This is a genomic window from Desulfobulbus rhabdoformis, assembly GCF_016919065.1.
GTDB lineage: Bacteria > Desulfobacterota > Desulfobulbia > Desulfobulbales > Desulfobulbaceae > Desulfobulbus > Desulfobulbus rhabdoformis.
The window spans coordinates 35,410-52,240 of record NZ_JAFFQA010000028.1 but is presented as its reverse complement, the minus strand read 5'-3'; the positions used below and the strand labels follow the sequence as shown (position 1 = coordinate 52,240).

Genomic DNA, 16,831 nt, shown 5'->3' with positions numbered 1-16,831 from the left:
GAACGTATTCCGGGATGCCGTTGACAGATAGATGCTCGGTATGTTTTGTCCGTTACCAGGTGCGATACATGCCGGTATCCAGATGAACGAAATTTGACCGGGGGTAATAGCCCACTCCACCGGTACGCATATTCATGGCGCAATGCCGAATTTGACTTAATCGCACATCAGGATGGGATAAGTCAACGGCCCGGCCCTTCATGTGCAGGCTATGATCGGCAACACCACGGTGGGTTCGACTCAATTTACGATTGGTCTGTGGCGATCGAAAGGCCGAGACAACCTTATAGGCCCCTTTCGCCCCCGTCTCCTGCTGAACAGCCCAGAGGATATCAAGGAGTTTGGGATCAATGCGGTGAATCTGACCGGTATGATAATCGCGAAGAAACGAGTTGACCTGGGCAAGTGCCCTTGGGTCATACAGGTTACCAACCGCATAGGTCAGTTTCAGCTCTTTACGCTGATTCGCATGATACAAGTAAACCGACCGCTTACCTGAGGCGACCTTGGCTGAACAGATTTCAGGGATGGAAAAAGCGGTGAGCCCGACAAGGGCCTGAGCAGAATGAACAAGAAAAGAACGACGGGATTGCGGATAGGTACTATTTTCTGTATCCATAGTCTCTCTAAATTTAGGCTTCTCACGAATAGCCGATACGGACAAATCAGTTCCCCCACTCGGAGTGATTACAGCCAGGAAAAAACAGGTACAATAGGCAGAAAATGCACAAAGGCAATTCGCAACATACTGTTTTTAAATGTATGTTTAACGTTTTTCCTGGCTCCGTACCATTCCAAAATTGGGCAGTATTAAAATGGATTCACAAGGCGTTGTCAAGATTCCGTACGGGGTGTTTGTGAGCTCATTTTGAATTCAAATATCTTTTCAGTAGCTTAGATCAACAATTATTTTTAGATTATGCTAAAAAGAAAAAAAAAGAAAAGCTTTTTTTGTATTATTTCAGGTGGTCAGACAGGTGCCGACCAGGCAGCCCTTGACGCGGCCATTGATTTGGGGTTGCAACACGGTGGCTGGATACCAAAAGGCAGGAAGACCGAAGCTGGTCCTTTACCCACCCGTTACCAGCTCAAAGAACACCAATCTGCCCAGTATCGGGCTCGAACAGAAAGCAATATTCTGGCAGCCGAGGGTACACTCATCTGCTCATTTGGGCCCTTAAGCGGTGGTTCTGCCCTGACTGAAGCCCTGGCAATTCGCCACGACCGGCCCTTTTTGCACATTAATTTTGATCACACCCCACCAGCGCAAGCAGCTACCCTTGTTGAACAATGGCTCGACCAACATTCGATCACAACCCTCAACGTTGCTGGTCCACGTGCAAGTAATGATGCTCGTATTTATCAGGCGGTCTATGCTTTAATGACCGCGGTAACCTATCCCTTACAAAAGAACCTTCTTCCATAAAAAACGACCATGCCCCCGCTCAAAGCTACAGATTCTCGACTCATACCGTTCCCTGCCGAAGCTATCTGGCCCATTCTCGCTGATATGCAGCGTTACCCACAGTGGTGGCCTAAAATTCTTTTCCCCCGTGTCACTCCCGCTCAAGAAGGACTTATCGGTACAGAGCTACACCTCCGACCCATGGGAGGACCGCCCATTACCTGCGTTGTCAGGGCGACCTCAGTGACAGAGTGCATTGAGTTGGAATATATCGGAAACTTCATCACCGGCCATGCCCACTGGAGACTTGATCCCCGGGACCAGGGCACACAGGTCAGTTATGTGCTCGATGTTCATGTTCATGGCTTGCTGGGTGCTCTGATTTCACGGTTTATCAACCTGCAACCCATCCACTCTTTTTCCATGCGCAACATCTTAAAAGAACTGGAGCAACAGGTTAAACAGCACTCTGCCCAGACGTTCTGAAAGTCCCCAATTTCGTGCTCGAATTCAGGTCTTCAACAAGCACTCCTCCTGCGGCGCAACGAATTCCAGCTCTTTGAGGGCGATTGTTTTTGGCTTGTCTTACTCCTTTTTTGTGGCACCAATCAGGCAAACTGCGATACAATCGTTCTAACCGATTATTCTTAATGCATCTCTTGGAGCTCCCCTTACACTTGAGAAATCATGGTAAACCAGCACGCCTTTGTTGCAACACTGCGCACCTTTCTTGATTCCGAGCGTTTGACCCTACCGGTTTTCAATCCGATCTCTCTACGGGTGCAGCAGGAACTGGTGAGAAAAGAGCCTAATGTTGCCAAAGTTGTCAAACTGATCAGTGCTGACCAATCTCTCTCCAGCAATATAGTCAATATTGCCAATTCAGCGATGTATAGGGGGCTCTTACCGGTCAGTACGGTAAAAGCGGCAATCATCCGCCTGGGACTTTCCGAGGTGGCGCGCATTGCCTTTACCGATATCAATAAGAAGATCTTTACCTCCCGCGACCCACAAATTGATGCCATCATGAAAAAATTGTGGCAGCATTCGCTGGGCTGTGCCTTTGCTGCCGGAATGCTTTCACAGCGGCTCGACTTTGGGGTCATGCAGCACGAGGCTTTCTCTGCTGGACTCTTTCATGATATTGGCAAGCTGTTCATCCTGAAGGTGCTTGCCGAAAAAAAGAAAAAAACAAAGACAAGGCTGGTCGTACCCGAAGACATTTTGCTTGCGGCCATGGGGCTATTGCACTGCGAGCAGGGGGATCACCTGCTCAGGCAGATACAGATGCCCGAGGTATTAGCCCTCATTGCCCGTGACCATCATGAGGAAGACTATGACCGTGACAATTACCTCCTGGTGCTGGTGCGCATGGCCAATCACATTTGCCACGCGCTGGGCATCGGCCTGGAAGACCCTTTGGATATTGTCCTGCTAAAGCAGCCCGAGGCTCTTCAACTCTGCCTCTCACACTCTGATCTGGAAAAAATTCAAAAATTTCTCCAAACCACCGCAGGGCTTTTCGACTAGAGGGTGTCTTGAATAATCAGATTTTTCAATCAAGGCCAGGTCAGCCTCAGACTCCGCGGAATTGGCAGAAAAAACAATTATTCAAGATTCCCTAGAGACAGGCAGGGAAAAAAAGGAGGGGGAAACAGAAACAGCCCTCAAAAGGGCTGCTCTGCTTTTGTACGTACTGTTGCGTTCTTGGCAAGTCAGGAGGAAGCACGCTGCATATTCACCGAACGACGACCAATGCGATAGGCTCCATTTTTCGCCAGCAGCTTACCCACCAAGGGTTCAGGAACATCCACGGTGGTATGGTTGGACTCCAGGCGAATTTTCCCCAAACGCCCTGCGTCAATCCCTGAATAGTGGGCAATGGATGCCACAACATGGTTGACACCGATACCATCGGCCCGGCCAACATCAAGTTGCAGCGACACCATATCTTTATCCTGCCGCGGACCATCCTGTCGCGGCCCACGGCGTCCATGCTGCCCACCGCCACCAGCGCCTCGTCGATTAAATCGATCGTTTTTGCGCCCTCTCTGCCGAAACAACTCTTCCTTTATAGGCGTAATCGGATCAATGGGACGTTTTTTCTCGTCGTGACGAGCCAGCTTCATGGCAGCTGCGGCAATATCCAGCGGATCATGACCGGTTTGCACCAACAATTCAACCATCTCCCGCTCCCGTCGACAACGCCCACGTCGAATCCAGACTTCAAGCTGCTCCATCAACAACGCCTGGCGGTGGTTTTCGATCTGCTGGATGGTGGGTAACTCCGCCCGCTCCAGTTTAAACCGGGTATACTCTTCGATGCGACGTAACTGCCAGCGATCTTTCGGGGTCAAGAGGGAGATAGCGGTTCCCTCTCGGCCCGCACGACCGGTTCGACCAACACGATGGACATAGACCTCCGGATCATCGGGTAGATCAAAGTTAAAAACATGGGAGATATCGTCGATATCGAGCCCACGTGCGGCGACATCGGTGGCCACAAGAACGCGAATCTGATGATTACGGTAGCGCTTCAACACCTGCATACGGGCGTCCTGGCTGAGATCACCGTTCAGGGCCTCGGCCGCAAAACCACGCGAGGTAAGCTGATTTGCAAGCTCACCCGTCCCGATACGCGTTCGGACAAAGATGATCGCGCTATCGATGGTTTCCATCTCAAAAAGCCGGGTCAGGGCTGCCACCTTATCATGGTGATTGACCAGATAATAACGCTGTTTGATACTGTTCCCGGTGAGCTGCTTGGGAACAATGGTAACGGTTTCCGGGTCACGCAAATAACGGTTGGAGAGCTCGATAACCCTTTTGGAAATGGTTGCAGAAAAAAGCATGGTCTGGCGATCGGCCGATACATGGGAAAAAATCTGCTCGATATCTTCCACAAAGCCCATACTCAGCATTTCGTCGGCCTCATCAAGGACAACACTTTTCACCGCATCCAGAGAGAGAGTCCCCTGACGCAGCAGGTCCAACAGTCTGCCTGGGGTGGCGACCAATACATCCACCCCCTGACGCAGGCTTCGAATCTGTTGCTGGTAGGACTGACCGCCAAAAACGGCAAGCACAGAAACTTTGGATTTTTTTCCAAACCCCTCAATCGCTTCGGATACCTGAATGGCCAATTCACGGGTTGGGGCCAGAATCAGCGCCTGCACACCTTTTTTACGGCCGGTAATATGCTGCAACAGGGGCAGACCAAAGGCGGCAGTCTTGCCGGTTCCGGTCTGCGCTTGGCCGATCAGGTCTCGACCTGCGAGCAGCAGGGGAATGGTCGCCTGCTGGATAGGGGTGGGGGTAGTGTATCCAAGCTCTGTCACGGCTTCAAGCAGTTGCGGTTGCAGTTCAAGCTGGGAAAAGTTCTCAATTGTCATCAGGCTACTCCTCATGAGCGGCAATGTCTTGATAATCCTGGGCCGGGGCTGCCTCGCGGCAACACCCCTGTTGTTTCGTTAACAGATGCCCGTATACGACATGGACGAGCCTGACTGTCAAACTAAACCGAACCTGTTTCAAATTGCTCAACGCTTGGGGAAAAGGCAGGTCAACTACAACAAGAAGGCCTGACCTTGAATTGGACAGGCAACCGTCATGGAATGTTCAAAACGTGGGTGGAAAGGAACTACAGGGCGTCGTGAACCAAACGTTTTTTCATATGCGGCCAGAGGTTTCTCATTTTTTCACCACTGTCATATGCAAAATATAACGGAGCAAAAATGAGCAGTTCCGCTAGCCAGCTTAAAAAAGCATGTATTCAAAACTCCCTACATACATTGTGATACCGAGGACTATACTGCACAACCTTCGCAAAGGCAAGCGCACAACTTGGGAGAGGTCAAGTAATTTATTGAAGTTCAGTCGCAATATTGACTCAGGCGTACCAAGGTCTGGGCAACGTCCCCTTGGAGGAACCAATCTTTTTGAGCGCTCGCTCGTTTGTATCTGGAGGGAAAAAGAGCCGACTCTCGATTACACTCCAGCACGGCCCCACCTTGCCTGCGCACCTGATCAGGAAAAGTCGACGCCGGATAAACCTGGCAGGAGGTTCCGATTACCAGCAGCAGGTCGCACTGGGCGATAAAGGTTTCAATTGCATCCAACTGGCGAACTGATTCTCCAAAAAGTACCACATTGGGTTTTAAGGGGTGAGCGCAGGTGCTGCAGAGGGGGATCTCTTTTGAGGAAAAATGTTCAGGACAGACAGGAATGAGACCCTCGCACCGCAAACACTGCAGATGCTGATGCTCACCGTGTATTTCAAAAACCTGCTGGCTGCCGGCCTGTTGATGCAGCCCATCGACATTCTGGGTAATGATCCCCGCCAGAAGCCCCTTGGATTCAAGCTTCGCCAGGGCCACGTGGGCCGGATTGGGCTTTTTCCCCACCAGAACTTTCCCCAGAGCCCGGTATAACTCCCAGGCTGTGGCCGGATGTTTATGAAATACATCCAGCGTGGCATATTTTTCAGGAGCAAAGCGCGTCCAGAGGCCACCGGGACTGCGGAAATCCGGGATACCGCTGGGCACGGAGACACCGGCTCCGGTCAGGGCAACAGCCATCCGTGCCTTCTTCAGGGCCGCGGCAACATCATCCCAGCCCTGTTCGCTCTTTAGATCAACTGTTCGTTGCATGCGTGCCCCTTGCAGTTTCCCTCAGTTTTTTGCCTCTAAAAAAATCTTCCGATAAGCTTGACGATACTCGGCAATGCTGTTGGGGTCGAGCCACCGTTCATAGGCAGCTTGATAGAGCTTGCTCGGACGCTCATCCAGCAGGACCTTGTTTACCCGTTCAATAACTTTTTTTCCCCATGGAGTCTTCGCACAGGCCACACAACTCATCCAGCCATCAAAATTATGGAGGTTTTCCTGTAAGGTCAAAGTGATAAACTGATCTCGGATTCCCATCTGTTCCGCCATGAACAGCGCTTCCTCCGGTAAACCGATCAGCCCGTCAAGCCGCCCCAAAAGAAGCATTTTAAAGAGATTTCTCGATAATTCCTGCCCAGTAAAGGCCACCAGATTTGCCTGCCCCTCATGTGCTTTAAGCACATCGTCAAGCGTATTCCCATACGAGCGGTCTTTGGCCAAACCGATCATCATGGACTCCTTTGCAAGAACCCCCGCCAAAGAAACTATCTTTTTCTGCCCAAATTTTTTCCAGTTGTCCTTATTGATGATAATGACCGGCGGCAAGGTAATGAAGCTTGGCATGGAAAAATACATAAACTCCTGACGTTCAGGGGTTTTGTACAATCCGACGCTGCAGACATTTTCCCCCTGCTTAAACATATAAAAATGGCGGGTGATATTGGTATTGATCTCTTCGTGATTGTACTCTGGCAGATGCTGTTGCAGGAGATCCGTGATTGCGTCACCGTAGCCATGCTCTTTATTCGGTCCGGATTGAATAAAAAAAGGAGGCAGGACCGCTTCCATCCAGACAAGGGTATCTTGAGAAAAGCTTGTTTGCGGAAAAACAAAGAAACACAAGCTCATACAGAACACAATGGTAGGCAGCACAGCTTTTGACATTCCTATCCCTCCGAGCAAACAGTTGTGTGGCGGTGCCTGACGCCCCTTCCCGAATCTGTAACAGCACGAGGCAACCGCAACAACCAAGTTACTCGCAATCTTAAACCCGAAAAATTCAGCTAGTGTCCGTTCAGAAATAAGGATTTTTGTCCAGTTCCGCTAAGTTCCGACTCCGAGGCATGCGCAAAATTTTATCGCAGGCATATAATTACTCTTCCGAGGATAAAATTTTGCGCATAACGAGGTAAGCGCAGACTCCGAAAAGCCTGTTTCTGGATGGACACCAACTCATTCTTACCAAAACACGAAATGGCACCTCACCCTCCCCTTAACGAATGGACGGAGAAAATGTCAAGAAAGTTTGAATTTTCGAGGGAAAACCCTGAGTCCCAAGGCGTTCCAGCACTTTTCCTCTGAGAAAGGCAAGAGCTGTATCCACACAAACAGTGAGGAGGGATCAGGAAAGATTCAAGGATCCAGGGTCCTTTTCTCCTTGAAGGAAAAAGACGGCTGCTGATACGCCTCCTGCTGCACCGCGGCCAATTCATAATCCAGAGTGCCACGATTAAAAAAAAGACGAATCAAAAGCCCTGTATAGGCAATGACAGCCAATACGGCGAAGGCGGGGAAAAAATAGCCCAAAGGGCAGAGGACAAGCACGGTTAGCCAGTGGAGTAGAATAACAGGGCGCGAATGGAGCTTGAGCGGAAAATCCCCATGACGGCTAATTACGGCCAGGCCACTGAGGTTCCACCCATAGAGGGCTGTGAAGGCATGAAGTCGCAAGAGGGGGATACTGTGCGCTGGAGTGTAGTAACTGGTGAAGGAAAGAAGAATATAGGCAATGCCGGTGACAGAGGTCACCAGAAGAAAAAGTATCCCGGAGGAGAGGAAGGCCTTTTGCTGCAAGGGCATGCCTTCATACCAGTAGAGGTAAAAAATAAGCGCTACGGTACAAAAGAGAATCAGGGAGATGCCCACCTGCGAGCCAAACATGTCCGCGAGAATAAAAATAAAAAAGACGATAACCCCCAGGTTGATGATCCAGAATGCAGCCTCCTTCAGCAGACTTGTCAGGCGAAGCGCCTCCTGTTTCATCAGACTGAAGATCACGGACATGGAGATCAATGACAGGGGGAAGGAAAAACCGAGAAAAAAGGTATCCAGTTTAAGTTTTTCAATCGTCACCCAGTGCAGATAGACAGAATTGACAATCACCGGGCTGGAGAAACAGAGCCCAAGGGTCAAACATAAGAGGGCCGCCTGATGAAACTTACGCGGGACCGGCTCGTGTACGGAAAAAAGCCCCCAGGGAAAGCCGTGACCAAAATGATCCTTCCGGACCTGATTCACCAGATGGGCAAGTGCCAGAGGAATGAGCATGGCGGGGATATACCACTCAAAAAAAGCGGAAAGGGCAAAGGCCAACGAAAAAATAACGAACAACTGTCCGCGCTTGGAGAGAGCTTTCTGTTCTTCTGTAAAATAGATCAGCAGAGTGCCGCCGCTACAGAGATTAAATAAAAAGATGTGCAGTCGTTCGAAATTATGAACCGTCGGCGGAATGAGATGATGCAAAAAGCCGCAGGCCAAGGCAACGGCCATCATGACCAGCAACAGGGTTTTCAGTTTCCAGCTCACTGGGTGCTACTCCGGAGGATGAGAAAATAAAAGGTTAGGGGAGACCGAGCAGGCGTCGAAGTGTCGGCTCCAGGATTGTCTGGCGAAATACGTAGCCGGACTGCTGCAGTTTATCCGTGGACACCCTGCATCCCCCTAACAGAACTTCGGTGGCCATCTGACCATAGATGGTCGTTAACAGCCGAGCCGGAACCGAGGGCAAGAGGGGACGACGCACCACACGCGCCAGGGTCTGCATCAGAACACCGTTGGTGACCGGCTCAGGGGCGGCGATATTCACCGGGCCTTCAAGCTGATCATTTGCCAGTGTATGGAGAATAGCGCCCACCATATCATTGATGCCGATCCAACTGATATACTGGCTGCCATCGCCAAACCCCTTGGAAAAACCGAGGTAGCGGGTAGCAAGCAACCGTTGCAAGGCACCTCCCTGGGGACTGAGCACCACGCCAATACGCATAAATACGGTACGAATCCCCGCATCTTCAGCTGGTTTTGCCGATTGTTCCCAGAGGGCACAGACATCGGAGATAAAATCAGCCCCGGCACGATCTTCCTCGCGCATGCAGCAGTCCAGACAGTTGCCATAAAAACCAACAGCAGAAGCACTGAGAAAGACCTTGGGTTTGACAGCCAGCCTGGCCAGGGTTCGGGCGATGAGTCCGGTTCCCTGCACTCGGCTGTCAATAACCCGCTTTTTTTTCTCCCGAGTCCAGCGTCCTTCACCGATATTATCCCCGGCCAGGTGAATCACCGCATCAAAGGGGGCCAAGCCGCTGAGGTTGAGTTCGTCCTGTGCGGGATTCCAGTAAATCTCATTGCGCTTGCGATCAGGTGTCCGCCGCACCAGCGTCCAGACCTCGTGCCCTCCCGTGGTCAGAAGTGGGCGGAGGGCGGAGCCCAGGACACCGGAAGCCCCGGTAATAAGAACACGCAGCGGCTTGTTTGAGCAGCTGGCATGCAAAAGGAGATCTTCAGCCAGGGTGACATGCCGGTAGGCAAAAACCCGCTTTAAGGTCTTTTCAACCTGGCTTCCGGCAAAACGCGGCAACGCCCCGTGAGCTGGCAGGCGATACTCGATCTCGTCTTCCAGCAATCCGCCCTCCGCGGTATCACTAAACCGATGGGTATGGGTCCAGGAGGCAAAGGGACCGCGCTCCTGGATATCACGAAACATGACACCAGGCTCATTTTCAATATGGCGGGCATGCCAGAAATAAGGCACTGGCCCGGCATGCAACTTGAGGACAACCTGTCCTCCTGGATCAATCGAACCAACCCGCTTGATCACACTGGTGTTTTCCCAGGGCGGAATCAACCGCTCCAGAGCACCGGGCCGACTATGCCAGTCATAGAGTTCGCGAGCTGTGCAGGGAAAATGAGAGGCAAATCGAAAAAATCCTTTTTTCAACGAGCCCCCTCCCGCACAAGATCCCGCAATGCAGAGCGTATATCCGGGTAGGTAAAGAGAAAACCACTCTCCGTCAGAGCATTGGGCAGTACCTTTTGCCCCTGCAATAACGAGCGGCCAAATTCCCCCAGAACCGTGCGCATGACAAAGGCAGGGGTGGGGAGAAAGGCAGGCCGATGAAAGGCCGCGCCCAACTGGCGGGCAAACTCTTTTTGCCGAACTGGCTCAGGTGCGGAAAAATTAAAAGGCCCCTGGCATTCTTCTGCGGTCAGCAGATAGACAACAGCACTGACAAGATCATCCAGATGCATCCAGGGAAACCACTGCCGACCATTTCCAATGGGACCACCAAGTCCAAGCTTGAAGGGCAGCTGCATGGTGCCCAGGGCACCGCCGCCTTGACCGAGGATAACGCCAAAACGCATCAGGACCACACGGGCACCTTTATTGGCAGCCTGAAGGGCCTCAGCTTCCCAGTCTTGACAGACACGAGCTAAAAAATCACTGCCAGCCCCGGCGGTTTCCTTTTTTTCTTCCTCACCGCCATCGCCATAAAAGCCAGCAGCGGAGGTACTGAGTAAAACCGTCTCCGTCTTCTCGGGCAGGGCTGCCACCAAATTTTTGGTGGTCAAAATCCGGCTGTCGTAAATCGCCTTTTTATATGTTTCGGTCCAGAGATGAAAAACAGAACGTCCTGCCAGATTGATTAATGCATCCTGGCTGGCAACCAGCTTCTGCCAGTCACCGGGATGAGTGGTGTCAGCAGAGACATAGTTCAAGTGATCGTGGGCAGGCAGACGGCACTGGCGACTGGAACCAATGACAGTGAGATCATGCCCCAGCTCCAAAAGTTGTTTCGAGACGGCTCCTCCGACAAATCCGGTTCCTCCGGTGATTAAAATCTTCATGGAATTCCTCCTTGATGGGAAAGGCTCGAAAAATTACAGGGTGCTCCATCGTCAGGCTATGCGTCAGTTCTCTTCTATAACTCAATAAACATTCTTATTTCCATAGCAAAGAAAAAGGCTAAAAAGCGCCCAGCACTTGATCATTTCACAAAAAATAAAACGATCTCAATGGCAATGAGGATGATAATAATCCACTCGAGCATGCTGGAGTGACTGTGCTTCTGCTCATCGGCCATCATTTCCAGAAGTTCCTGAATGACTTCAAGCCGATCTTTGAGGATCGTGGCCCTCGGGGTGATCTCCAGGTAGCGGGAAAGCGCCTGGTAGTAATGATCCAGCTCCGGATATTCCCAGATAAACTCAGGGGTATCCAACAGATTGAACTGGAGGATGATATGGGATTTTTCCAGATACACTCTGCCCCGCTCACGGGCGAGTTTTTTTCTTGAAAGGGCAATGGTCCCTTTTTGGGCAAGGGTTTCAGGAATATATTTGGTCTTTTTTATCGTCTGTTCAATCGAGGCCTCAAAAAAGGAAAGTTTGATCGACTGCGCCATGGCATGGCTCAGGGCAAGACAACTTAACTCGGAAAGATCATCGATTTCGATCCAGTCGTGACGAATTTTAATGCCCTGCTCTCCACAGAGCTGATAGTTCAGCTCCTCCTCCACATAGTTTTCCCTGGGGTTGATGGCGAATTTGCGCAGCTGATCGAGCAGTCGTTTTTCCGATTCGTAATCATATTCAAAGAGGACACAGACCCCGTAATCAAAAACAAAGGCACGTTTTCCCTCTTCGGGAGAGAGAGAAATAACATCTCGAATGCGAGCGGCATGGGTTTGTCCGGAAAGGTGCTCAAATAAGGAACCGAACTGAAAATGTTCGGCAATGCAGAGTGCGCGAATGGTGCTCATTGTAGGTGATGGCTCCAGGCCATGGAAAAAAAGAGTGGAACCTGAGTCCGTGAGCTTTCAGGCAATTATTTGCTATTCCGTTGCTCTTCTTTGGCTTTCTCGAGCAGCTCTGGATAATATTTTTCCAGGCAATCCGGACAAATCCCATGGGTCAGCTCATCTTTTGCCCGTTCCTGAACGATTTTTTTAATATCTTCCCAAAACGCAGGATCCAAACGAATCTTTTTACAGGAAGCACAGACGGGAAGAATAGACTCAAGGTAACTGACCCGAGCCAGCAAACGGTAGGTGTGAATGATAACCGTCGTGCCAAAAATGGCGATAACCAGACTTTCAAAGATGGACTCCCGCCAGTTTATCGGGGTTGCAGCCCCTCCAAGAAGCACATGGGGGATATCTAAGATTTCGTCAAACCATATCAGAGCGACGACAAAGATGATGGCAGCGGCTTCAAGCCAGGCCACCCTTTTGGCTAGAAGATTATATGTTGGTGCTGGGGCCATGGCAACAACCTCTTTATGAAATAGTCCTGAATCCGTGAGCATTCAGGATAGTGATATCAGCGCCAGGACAGAATGGACTAAATTTCCCCTATGCGCTCCCTTCCACCTCTTTTCATCATAGTCGCATTTACCAGGAATGCACGGCAATTACACAACATTTCCCCACGCGCAGCGACTACTTTACCCCAGACGCCCTCCTTGTTCTCACTGAAAGCTCAGATGACTCTGCACAATGCATGGAGTATCCAGTTCGACCACCTCTGGCTCGATGCGCATAAGTTCATCAATATTCCAGGCATTGTCTTGCGCCAACAAGGCGAGGGCCTCTTCTTTGGAGGCGGCTAAAACACTTACATCGGCATCCAGATAATTTTCTTTGTGGATATGGGGTTCATCGAGCATGGACCAACTGGAAAATCGTTTCGAATGGCGCCAGATAAAAATTCGCATACCTCCTCCTTCTCTCCGAATTGACAGTTACACTCTACCCAGTCGATTTTATTCAATCAAAGCTAAACATTGATCTTTTTGTTCGATGGTTTATAACAGGTTTCAGTGTGTTTCCAGTACCCAGAAGAACACCTGGATCAGGATCCAGTGCTCAGGAGAACCAAAGCGACATGGAAATACTGATAATTGGAGCTGGCGCCATGGGTGGGTTATTTGGTGCCCTGCTCGCTCCATGGGCAAATGTTTGCCTCATGACCACCAACAGCGCCCATGCTGCTGCTATCAGGCAGAAGGGGGTGCAACTCACCGACATGGAGGGTAACACATCCTGTGCCTCCGTCCAAATAATCACCCATCCCGACCACTATTCTAAACGAGCCGACCTGGTTCTGATCTGTACCAAGGCCGGTGCCACATCAAAAGCAGCCGAGACCGCCCAGGCGATTCTTGCTGATCAGGGGCTGGTGCTGACCCTGCAAAACGGATTGGGCAATCTGGAGCGTATCGCGGAACGGGTGGGGCACAAACGTGCCACCGCTGGTACCACAGCTCAAGCGGCAACCCTCTTTGCGCCTGGTCATATACGCCATGCTGGCCAGGGACCGACCACACTGGCCCCGGCAAAAGGCTGTCCTGAACAACTGCACATCCTTGCAACCATGAGCAAGCTTTTTAATCAAGCGGGCATTGCCACCACGCTCACAGAGGACATCGATGCCCTGCTCTGGTCAAAGCTGATCGTCAATGTCGGCATCAATGCCCTGGTCGCCTTGTTGCGAATTCCCAACGGTGCCCTTATAGACACCCAGGAAAGCCAGGCGCTCATGACTGATGCCGTCGAAGAAGCCCTTGCCGTAGCTCAGGCATTGGGCATCAACCTTGACCTCACCATTCAACAGGAACGGGTACGTCAGGTCTGCGAGTTAACCCGCAGCAATCGCGCCTCCATGCTCCAGGATATTCTGCGAGGCCAAGCCACGGAAATCGATGTTATTAATGGCGCCATTGTCCACAAAGGACGGGAAGTACAGATCCCCACCCCCATCAATGCTCTGCTGACCCGATTGATCAAAGCACTGGAATCCACCTCCGCCCAGCGGATTGATGCAATCTAAGCCAAGAAAGTATCCCCTTTCCAAGGAGACCCCATGCAACCCAAGAAGCTGACCATCCCCGATATCAGAAATCGAAAAAACGATACACCGATTGCTGAGTTGACCGCCTATGACTACCCCTGGGCCAAGGTTGCCGACACCGCCGGCATCGATGTTATTTTGGTGGGAGACAGCCTGGGGATGGTCGTCCTTGGTTATCCGGACACGGTTTCCGTGACCATGGAGGAGATGATTCATCACACCAAGGCGGTGGTGCGAGGGGTGGAGCGGGCCCTGGTGGTGACCGACATGCCCTTTGGTTCCTATAACAGCTCGATTCCAGCTGCCATCGACAACGCCACCCGTATTCTCAAAGAGGGCAAGGCCGATGCGGTCAAGCTTGAAGGGGGTGTCTCCATGGCACCGACGGTGGAGGCCATTGTCAAGGCCGGCATTCCGGTGCAGGGCCATATAGGCCTGACACCGCAGACAGCGACCAGTTTGGGCGGCTTCAAGGTGCAGGGGAAAAATGCCCAGGCGGCCAAGCAGCTCCTTGATGACGCCATCGCCCTTGAGGAGGCGGGCTGCTTTTCCATTGTTTTGGAAGCCATCCCCGCCCCTCTTGCCAAGCGGATCACCGAAAATATTTCCATTCCCACCATTGGCATCGGGGCCGGTGTCGACTGTAACGGCCAGGTTCTGGTGATTCATGATCTGGTGGGCATGTATGACCGGTTTACGCCCAAATTTGTCAAGCAGTACACCAAAATCAACGAACCCATGCTGGAGGCCCTGCGCCAATACAAGGCCGAGGTGGAGAATCGCAGCTTCCCCACCGAGGCCCACAGCTTCACCATGAAGTCAGAAGAGCTGGATAAATTGCTCCAGCTCTACTGACCACCTCTTCAACCAATTGAGCGCCTGATTCCGGGAGTCTTCATCGGTGCGTCAGGTTCGTTGGCTGCAACCGACCGATCAAAGTACACTTTATCGGTGGGTTACGGGCAATGAAGATGACGTGCTGCTGGAGACTCAGGACGATCAAGGTTCCAGGGCGAATGTCCCCGCCTTGATCTCCTGTTCGATCTCGCTCATCGCCCGCTTCATCTGCTTGAGCGCCTGACGAATACGGTTCTCGTTTTCCACCAGGGCCAGGCGCAGGTAGCCATCGCCTTCCTCACCAAAGCCAGCCCCCGGAGCCAGGGCCACATTGGCCCGGTTCATCATCTCAATGGAGAACTTGACCGAGCCCATCTGCGCAAAGGGTTCGGGGATCTTGACCCACAAAAACATCCCGGCCTTGGGCACCTCCACCTCCCAGCCCATACGGGAGAGCCCCTCGCAAAGGACATCGCGACGCTTCTGATAAATTTCCACCTGCTCGACAATGGTGTCGTCACAGTCGCGCATGGCGACAATGCCCGCCACCTGAATGGCGGAGAAGATGCCGTAATCATAGTAGCCCTTGATCTTGGCCAGGCCTCCGACCATCTCGGTATTGCCCACGCAGTAGCCGAGGCGCCAGCCCGCCATGTTATACGACTTGGAAAAAGAGCCAAATTCAACCCCCACATCAAGGGCACCGGGAATCTCCAACAACGAAGGCGCCACCGCACCATCATAGGTGATCTGGCCATAGGCGAAATCGTTGATCACCATAAAGTTGTAGCGTTTGGCCAGCTTGACCATCTCCACAAAGAAATCCTTGGAGGCGAGAATGCCGGTGGGATTGTGCGGATAGTTGAGCATCACCAGTTTGGGTTGGGGATAGAGCGACTGGCACATGGTGGTCACCTGGCGCAGAAACTCCTCTTCCGAGCCCAGCGGGAACCGAATCACACTGGCCCCGGCAATGACTGCGGCATAGACATGTACCGGGAAAAAGGGAGAGGGCACCAGGACGGTGTCTCCGGGCCCAAGCAGGGCCAGGCAAAGATGCGACAAGCCTTCTTTAGAGCCGATGGTACAGATCACATCATCCTCACCGGTCAGCTCCACCCCGTATTTCCGTTTGTAATAGAGGGCAATCTCCCGTTTGAGATTTTTCATGCCCCCGGCCACGGGATAACGATGGATCTTAGGATCTGCGGCCACCTCGACCAGTTTTTCGGTCACTCGATCCGGCGTCGGATCCATGGGATTGCCCATGCCCAGGTCGATGACATCGATCCCCTGCCACCGTTTTTCCATCTTGATTTTATTGATCATACCGAACAGATATGGCGGCAACTGATTCATACGTTCGGCAAATCGAATGGTCCCCTCGTTGTTCATGACGCTCTCCTTTGAGTCCTTGTCAGGCCATGGACAAAAAAAAGCCTGAATCCAGCGATCCAGGCTAAAAAAAACGCCATGGACCGGTATTCCAGTCCATGGCGAAATATACAAAAAACGGTGTATGCTGTTCTACGCAACCGGTCGCCAATGAACTGGGTCCATCGCCGCCGCTGCCGCGATCAAGTTGTACATAGGTGATCCGGTCGTTTCCTTTTTGGGTGAGAAAGAAGCTATTGCATCGTTGTAGCTGTATTCTTTTCGAATGTCAACCAAAGGTTCAGGCAACCCGCTCCATCATGGCTTCCATCTCCTGAATCTTCGGCTGGGCATCATTGCGCTCTTCAATGCTGATGACATCCTCAAGTTTGGCCAGCTGCTTGACGACCTGGTCCAGTCTATCGGTTTCATCCACTTTCAGCCAGATACAGCTGGTATCTCCCTGACCGGTGGCATTACAGAAAATGCCTTCCATGTTAAAGGCTCGGCGGGCAAAAAGCCCACAAATCTGAGACATCACGCCGGGATGGTTGTTGACGAGCAGACGTAGAATGGTGGTATTCATAAGAGTGTTCTCCATAATATTTTTAAGGGGGGATCTTGAATAATTAGATTTTTCAATCAAGGCCAGGTAAGCGCAGACTCCGAGGATTGCGCAAAATTTTACCGCAGGCATATAAAT

17 protein-coding genes are annotated in these 16,831 nt (G+C 51.6%); 5 read left to right on the top strand and 12 right to left on the bottom strand.

All coding sequences use genetic code 11. The annotated features are described in order from the left end of the window. Positions 1 to 52: 52 nt before the first annotated feature. Entirely contained in the window at positions 53 to 619 is a 567-nt protein-coding gene (locus JWJ90_RS14900) for a YcbK family protein (protein ID WP_205228030.1), read from the bottom strand. Positions 620 to 919: 300 nt separating this feature from the next. Here JWJ90_RS14900 and JWJ90_RS14895 point away from each other — a divergent pair, with 300 nt between their 5' ends. The 3 genes from JWJ90_RS14895 (at position 920) to JWJ90_RS14885 (ending at position 2,935) form a co-directional block, all read left to right on the top strand. After that, on the top strand, positions 920 to 1,426 hold the full coding sequence (locus tag JWJ90_RS14895; protein WP_205228029.1) for a putative molybdenum carrier protein: 507 nt from the start codon (positions 920 to 922) through the stop codon (positions 1,424 to 1,426). 9 nt (positions 1,427 to 1,435) lie between these two features. Then, positions 1,436 to 1,891 carry a type II toxin-antitoxin system RatA family toxin gene (locus JWJ90_RS14890; protein WP_205228028.1) on the top strand — a complete coding sequence of 152 codons (456 nt, stop codon included), beginning with the start codon at positions 1,436 to 1,438 and terminating at the stop codon, positions 1,889 to 1,891. Positions 1,892 to 2,092: 201 nt separating this feature from the next. Beyond that, positions 2,093 to 2,935 carry an HDOD domain-containing protein gene (locus JWJ90_RS14885; protein ID WP_205228027.1) on the top strand — a complete coding sequence of 281 codons (843 nt, stop codon included), beginning with the start codon at positions 2,093 to 2,095 and terminating at the stop codon, positions 2,933 to 2,935. A 185-nt stretch (positions 2,936 to 3,120) separates the two neighbouring features. Here JWJ90_RS14885 and JWJ90_RS14880 read toward each other — a convergent pair whose 3' ends face one another. The 9 genes from JWJ90_RS14880 to JWJ90_RS14840 form a co-directional block, all read right to left on the bottom strand. Continuing rightward, on the bottom strand, positions 3,121 to 4,797 hold the full coding sequence (locus JWJ90_RS14880; RefSeq protein WP_205228026.1) for a DEAD/DEAH box helicase: 1,677 nt from the start codon (positions 4,795 to 4,797) through the stop codon (positions 3,121 to 3,123). A 480-nt stretch (positions 4,798 to 5,277) separates the two neighbouring features. Then, positions 5,278 to 6,054 carry an SIR2 family NAD-dependent protein deacylase gene (locus JWJ90_RS14875; RefSeq protein WP_205228025.1) on the bottom strand — a complete coding sequence of 259 codons (777 nt, stop codon included), beginning with the start codon at positions 6,052 to 6,054 and terminating at the stop codon, positions 5,278 to 5,280. Positions 6,055 to 6,075: 21 nt separating this feature from the next. Continuing rightward, positions 6,076 to 6,954 carry a TIGR02285 family protein gene (locus JWJ90_RS14870; RefSeq protein ID WP_205228024.1) on the bottom strand — a complete coding sequence of 293 codons (879 nt, stop codon included), beginning with the start codon at positions 6,952 to 6,954 and terminating at the stop codon, positions 6,076 to 6,078. 468 nt (positions 6,955 to 7,422) lie between these two features. After that, positions 7,423 to 8,595 carry a hypothetical protein gene (locus JWJ90_RS14865; RefSeq protein WP_205228023.1) on the bottom strand — a complete coding sequence of 391 codons (1,173 nt, stop codon included), beginning with the start codon at positions 8,593 to 8,595 and terminating at the stop codon, positions 7,423 to 7,425. A 34-nt stretch (positions 8,596 to 8,629) separates the two neighbouring features. Then, positions 8,630 to 10,006, bottom strand: a complete 1,377-nt coding sequence (locus tag JWJ90_RS14860; protein ID WP_205228022.1) for a TIGR01777 family oxidoreductase — start codon at positions 10,004 to 10,006, stop codon at positions 8,630 to 8,632. After that, on the bottom strand, positions 10,003 to 10,914 hold the full coding sequence (locus JWJ90_RS14855) for a TIGR01777 family oxidoreductase (protein WP_205228021.1): 912 nt from the start codon (positions 10,912 to 10,914) through the stop codon (positions 10,003 to 10,005). Before JWJ90_RS14855 ends, JWJ90_RS14860 begins: the two co-directional genes overlap by 4 nt. A 140-nt stretch (positions 10,915 to 11,054) precedes the next feature. After that, positions 11,055 to 11,828 carry an RMD1 family protein gene (locus JWJ90_RS14850; protein WP_205228020.1) on the bottom strand — a complete coding sequence of 258 codons (774 nt, stop codon included), beginning with the start codon at positions 11,826 to 11,828 and terminating at the stop codon, positions 11,055 to 11,057. Between the two features lie 65 nt (positions 11,829 to 11,893). Continuing rightward, a complete protein-coding gene (locus JWJ90_RS14845) occupies positions 11,894 to 12,331 on the bottom strand; it encodes a hypothetical protein (protein ID WP_205228019.1) in 438 nt (145 codons plus the stop codon). Between the two features lie 204 nt (positions 12,332 to 12,535). Further along, positions 12,536 to 12,781, bottom strand: a complete 246-nt coding sequence (locus JWJ90_RS14840) for a hypothetical protein (protein ID WP_205228018.1) — start codon at positions 12,779 to 12,781, stop codon at positions 12,536 to 12,538. A gap of 170 nt (positions 12,782 to 12,951) precedes the next feature. Between JWJ90_RS14840 and JWJ90_RS14835 the strand changes: the two genes are divergently transcribed. Both JWJ90_RS14835 and panB read left to right on the top strand, forming a co-directional pair. Continuing rightward, the gene (locus tag JWJ90_RS14835) at positions 12,952 to 13,896 is read left to right on the top strand and encodes a ketopantoate reductase family protein (protein ID WP_205228017.1); all 945 of its coding nucleotides are present in this window, start codon (positions 12,952 to 12,954) and stop codon (positions 13,894 to 13,896) included. Between the two features lie 33 nt (positions 13,897 to 13,929). Then, the gene (panB, locus tag JWJ90_RS14830) at positions 13,930 to 14,772 is read left to right on the top strand and encodes a 3-methyl-2-oxobutanoate hydroxymethyltransferase (RefSeq protein ID WP_205228016.1); all 843 of its coding nucleotides are present in this window, start codon (positions 13,930 to 13,932) and stop codon (positions 14,770 to 14,772) included. 144 nt (positions 14,773 to 14,916) lie between these two features. On the opposite strand, the gene JWJ90_RS14825 is transcribed toward panB, so the two are convergent. Both JWJ90_RS14825 and ilvN read right to left on the bottom strand, forming a co-directional pair. Then, the gene (locus tag JWJ90_RS14825; RefSeq protein WP_205228015.1) at positions 14,917 to 16,149 is read right to left on the bottom strand and encodes an aminotransferase class I/II-fold pyridoxal phosphate-dependent enzyme; all 1,233 of its coding nucleotides are present in this window, start codon (positions 16,147 to 16,149) and stop codon (positions 14,917 to 14,919) included. Between the two features lie 280 nt (positions 16,150 to 16,429). Beyond that, positions 16,430 to 16,729 carry an acetolactate synthase small subunit gene (ilvN, locus tag JWJ90_RS14820; protein ID WP_275889118.1) on the bottom strand — a complete coding sequence of 100 codons (300 nt, stop codon included), beginning with the start codon at positions 16,727 to 16,729 and terminating at the stop codon, positions 16,430 to 16,432. Positions 16,730 to 16,831: the final 102 nt, after the last annotated feature.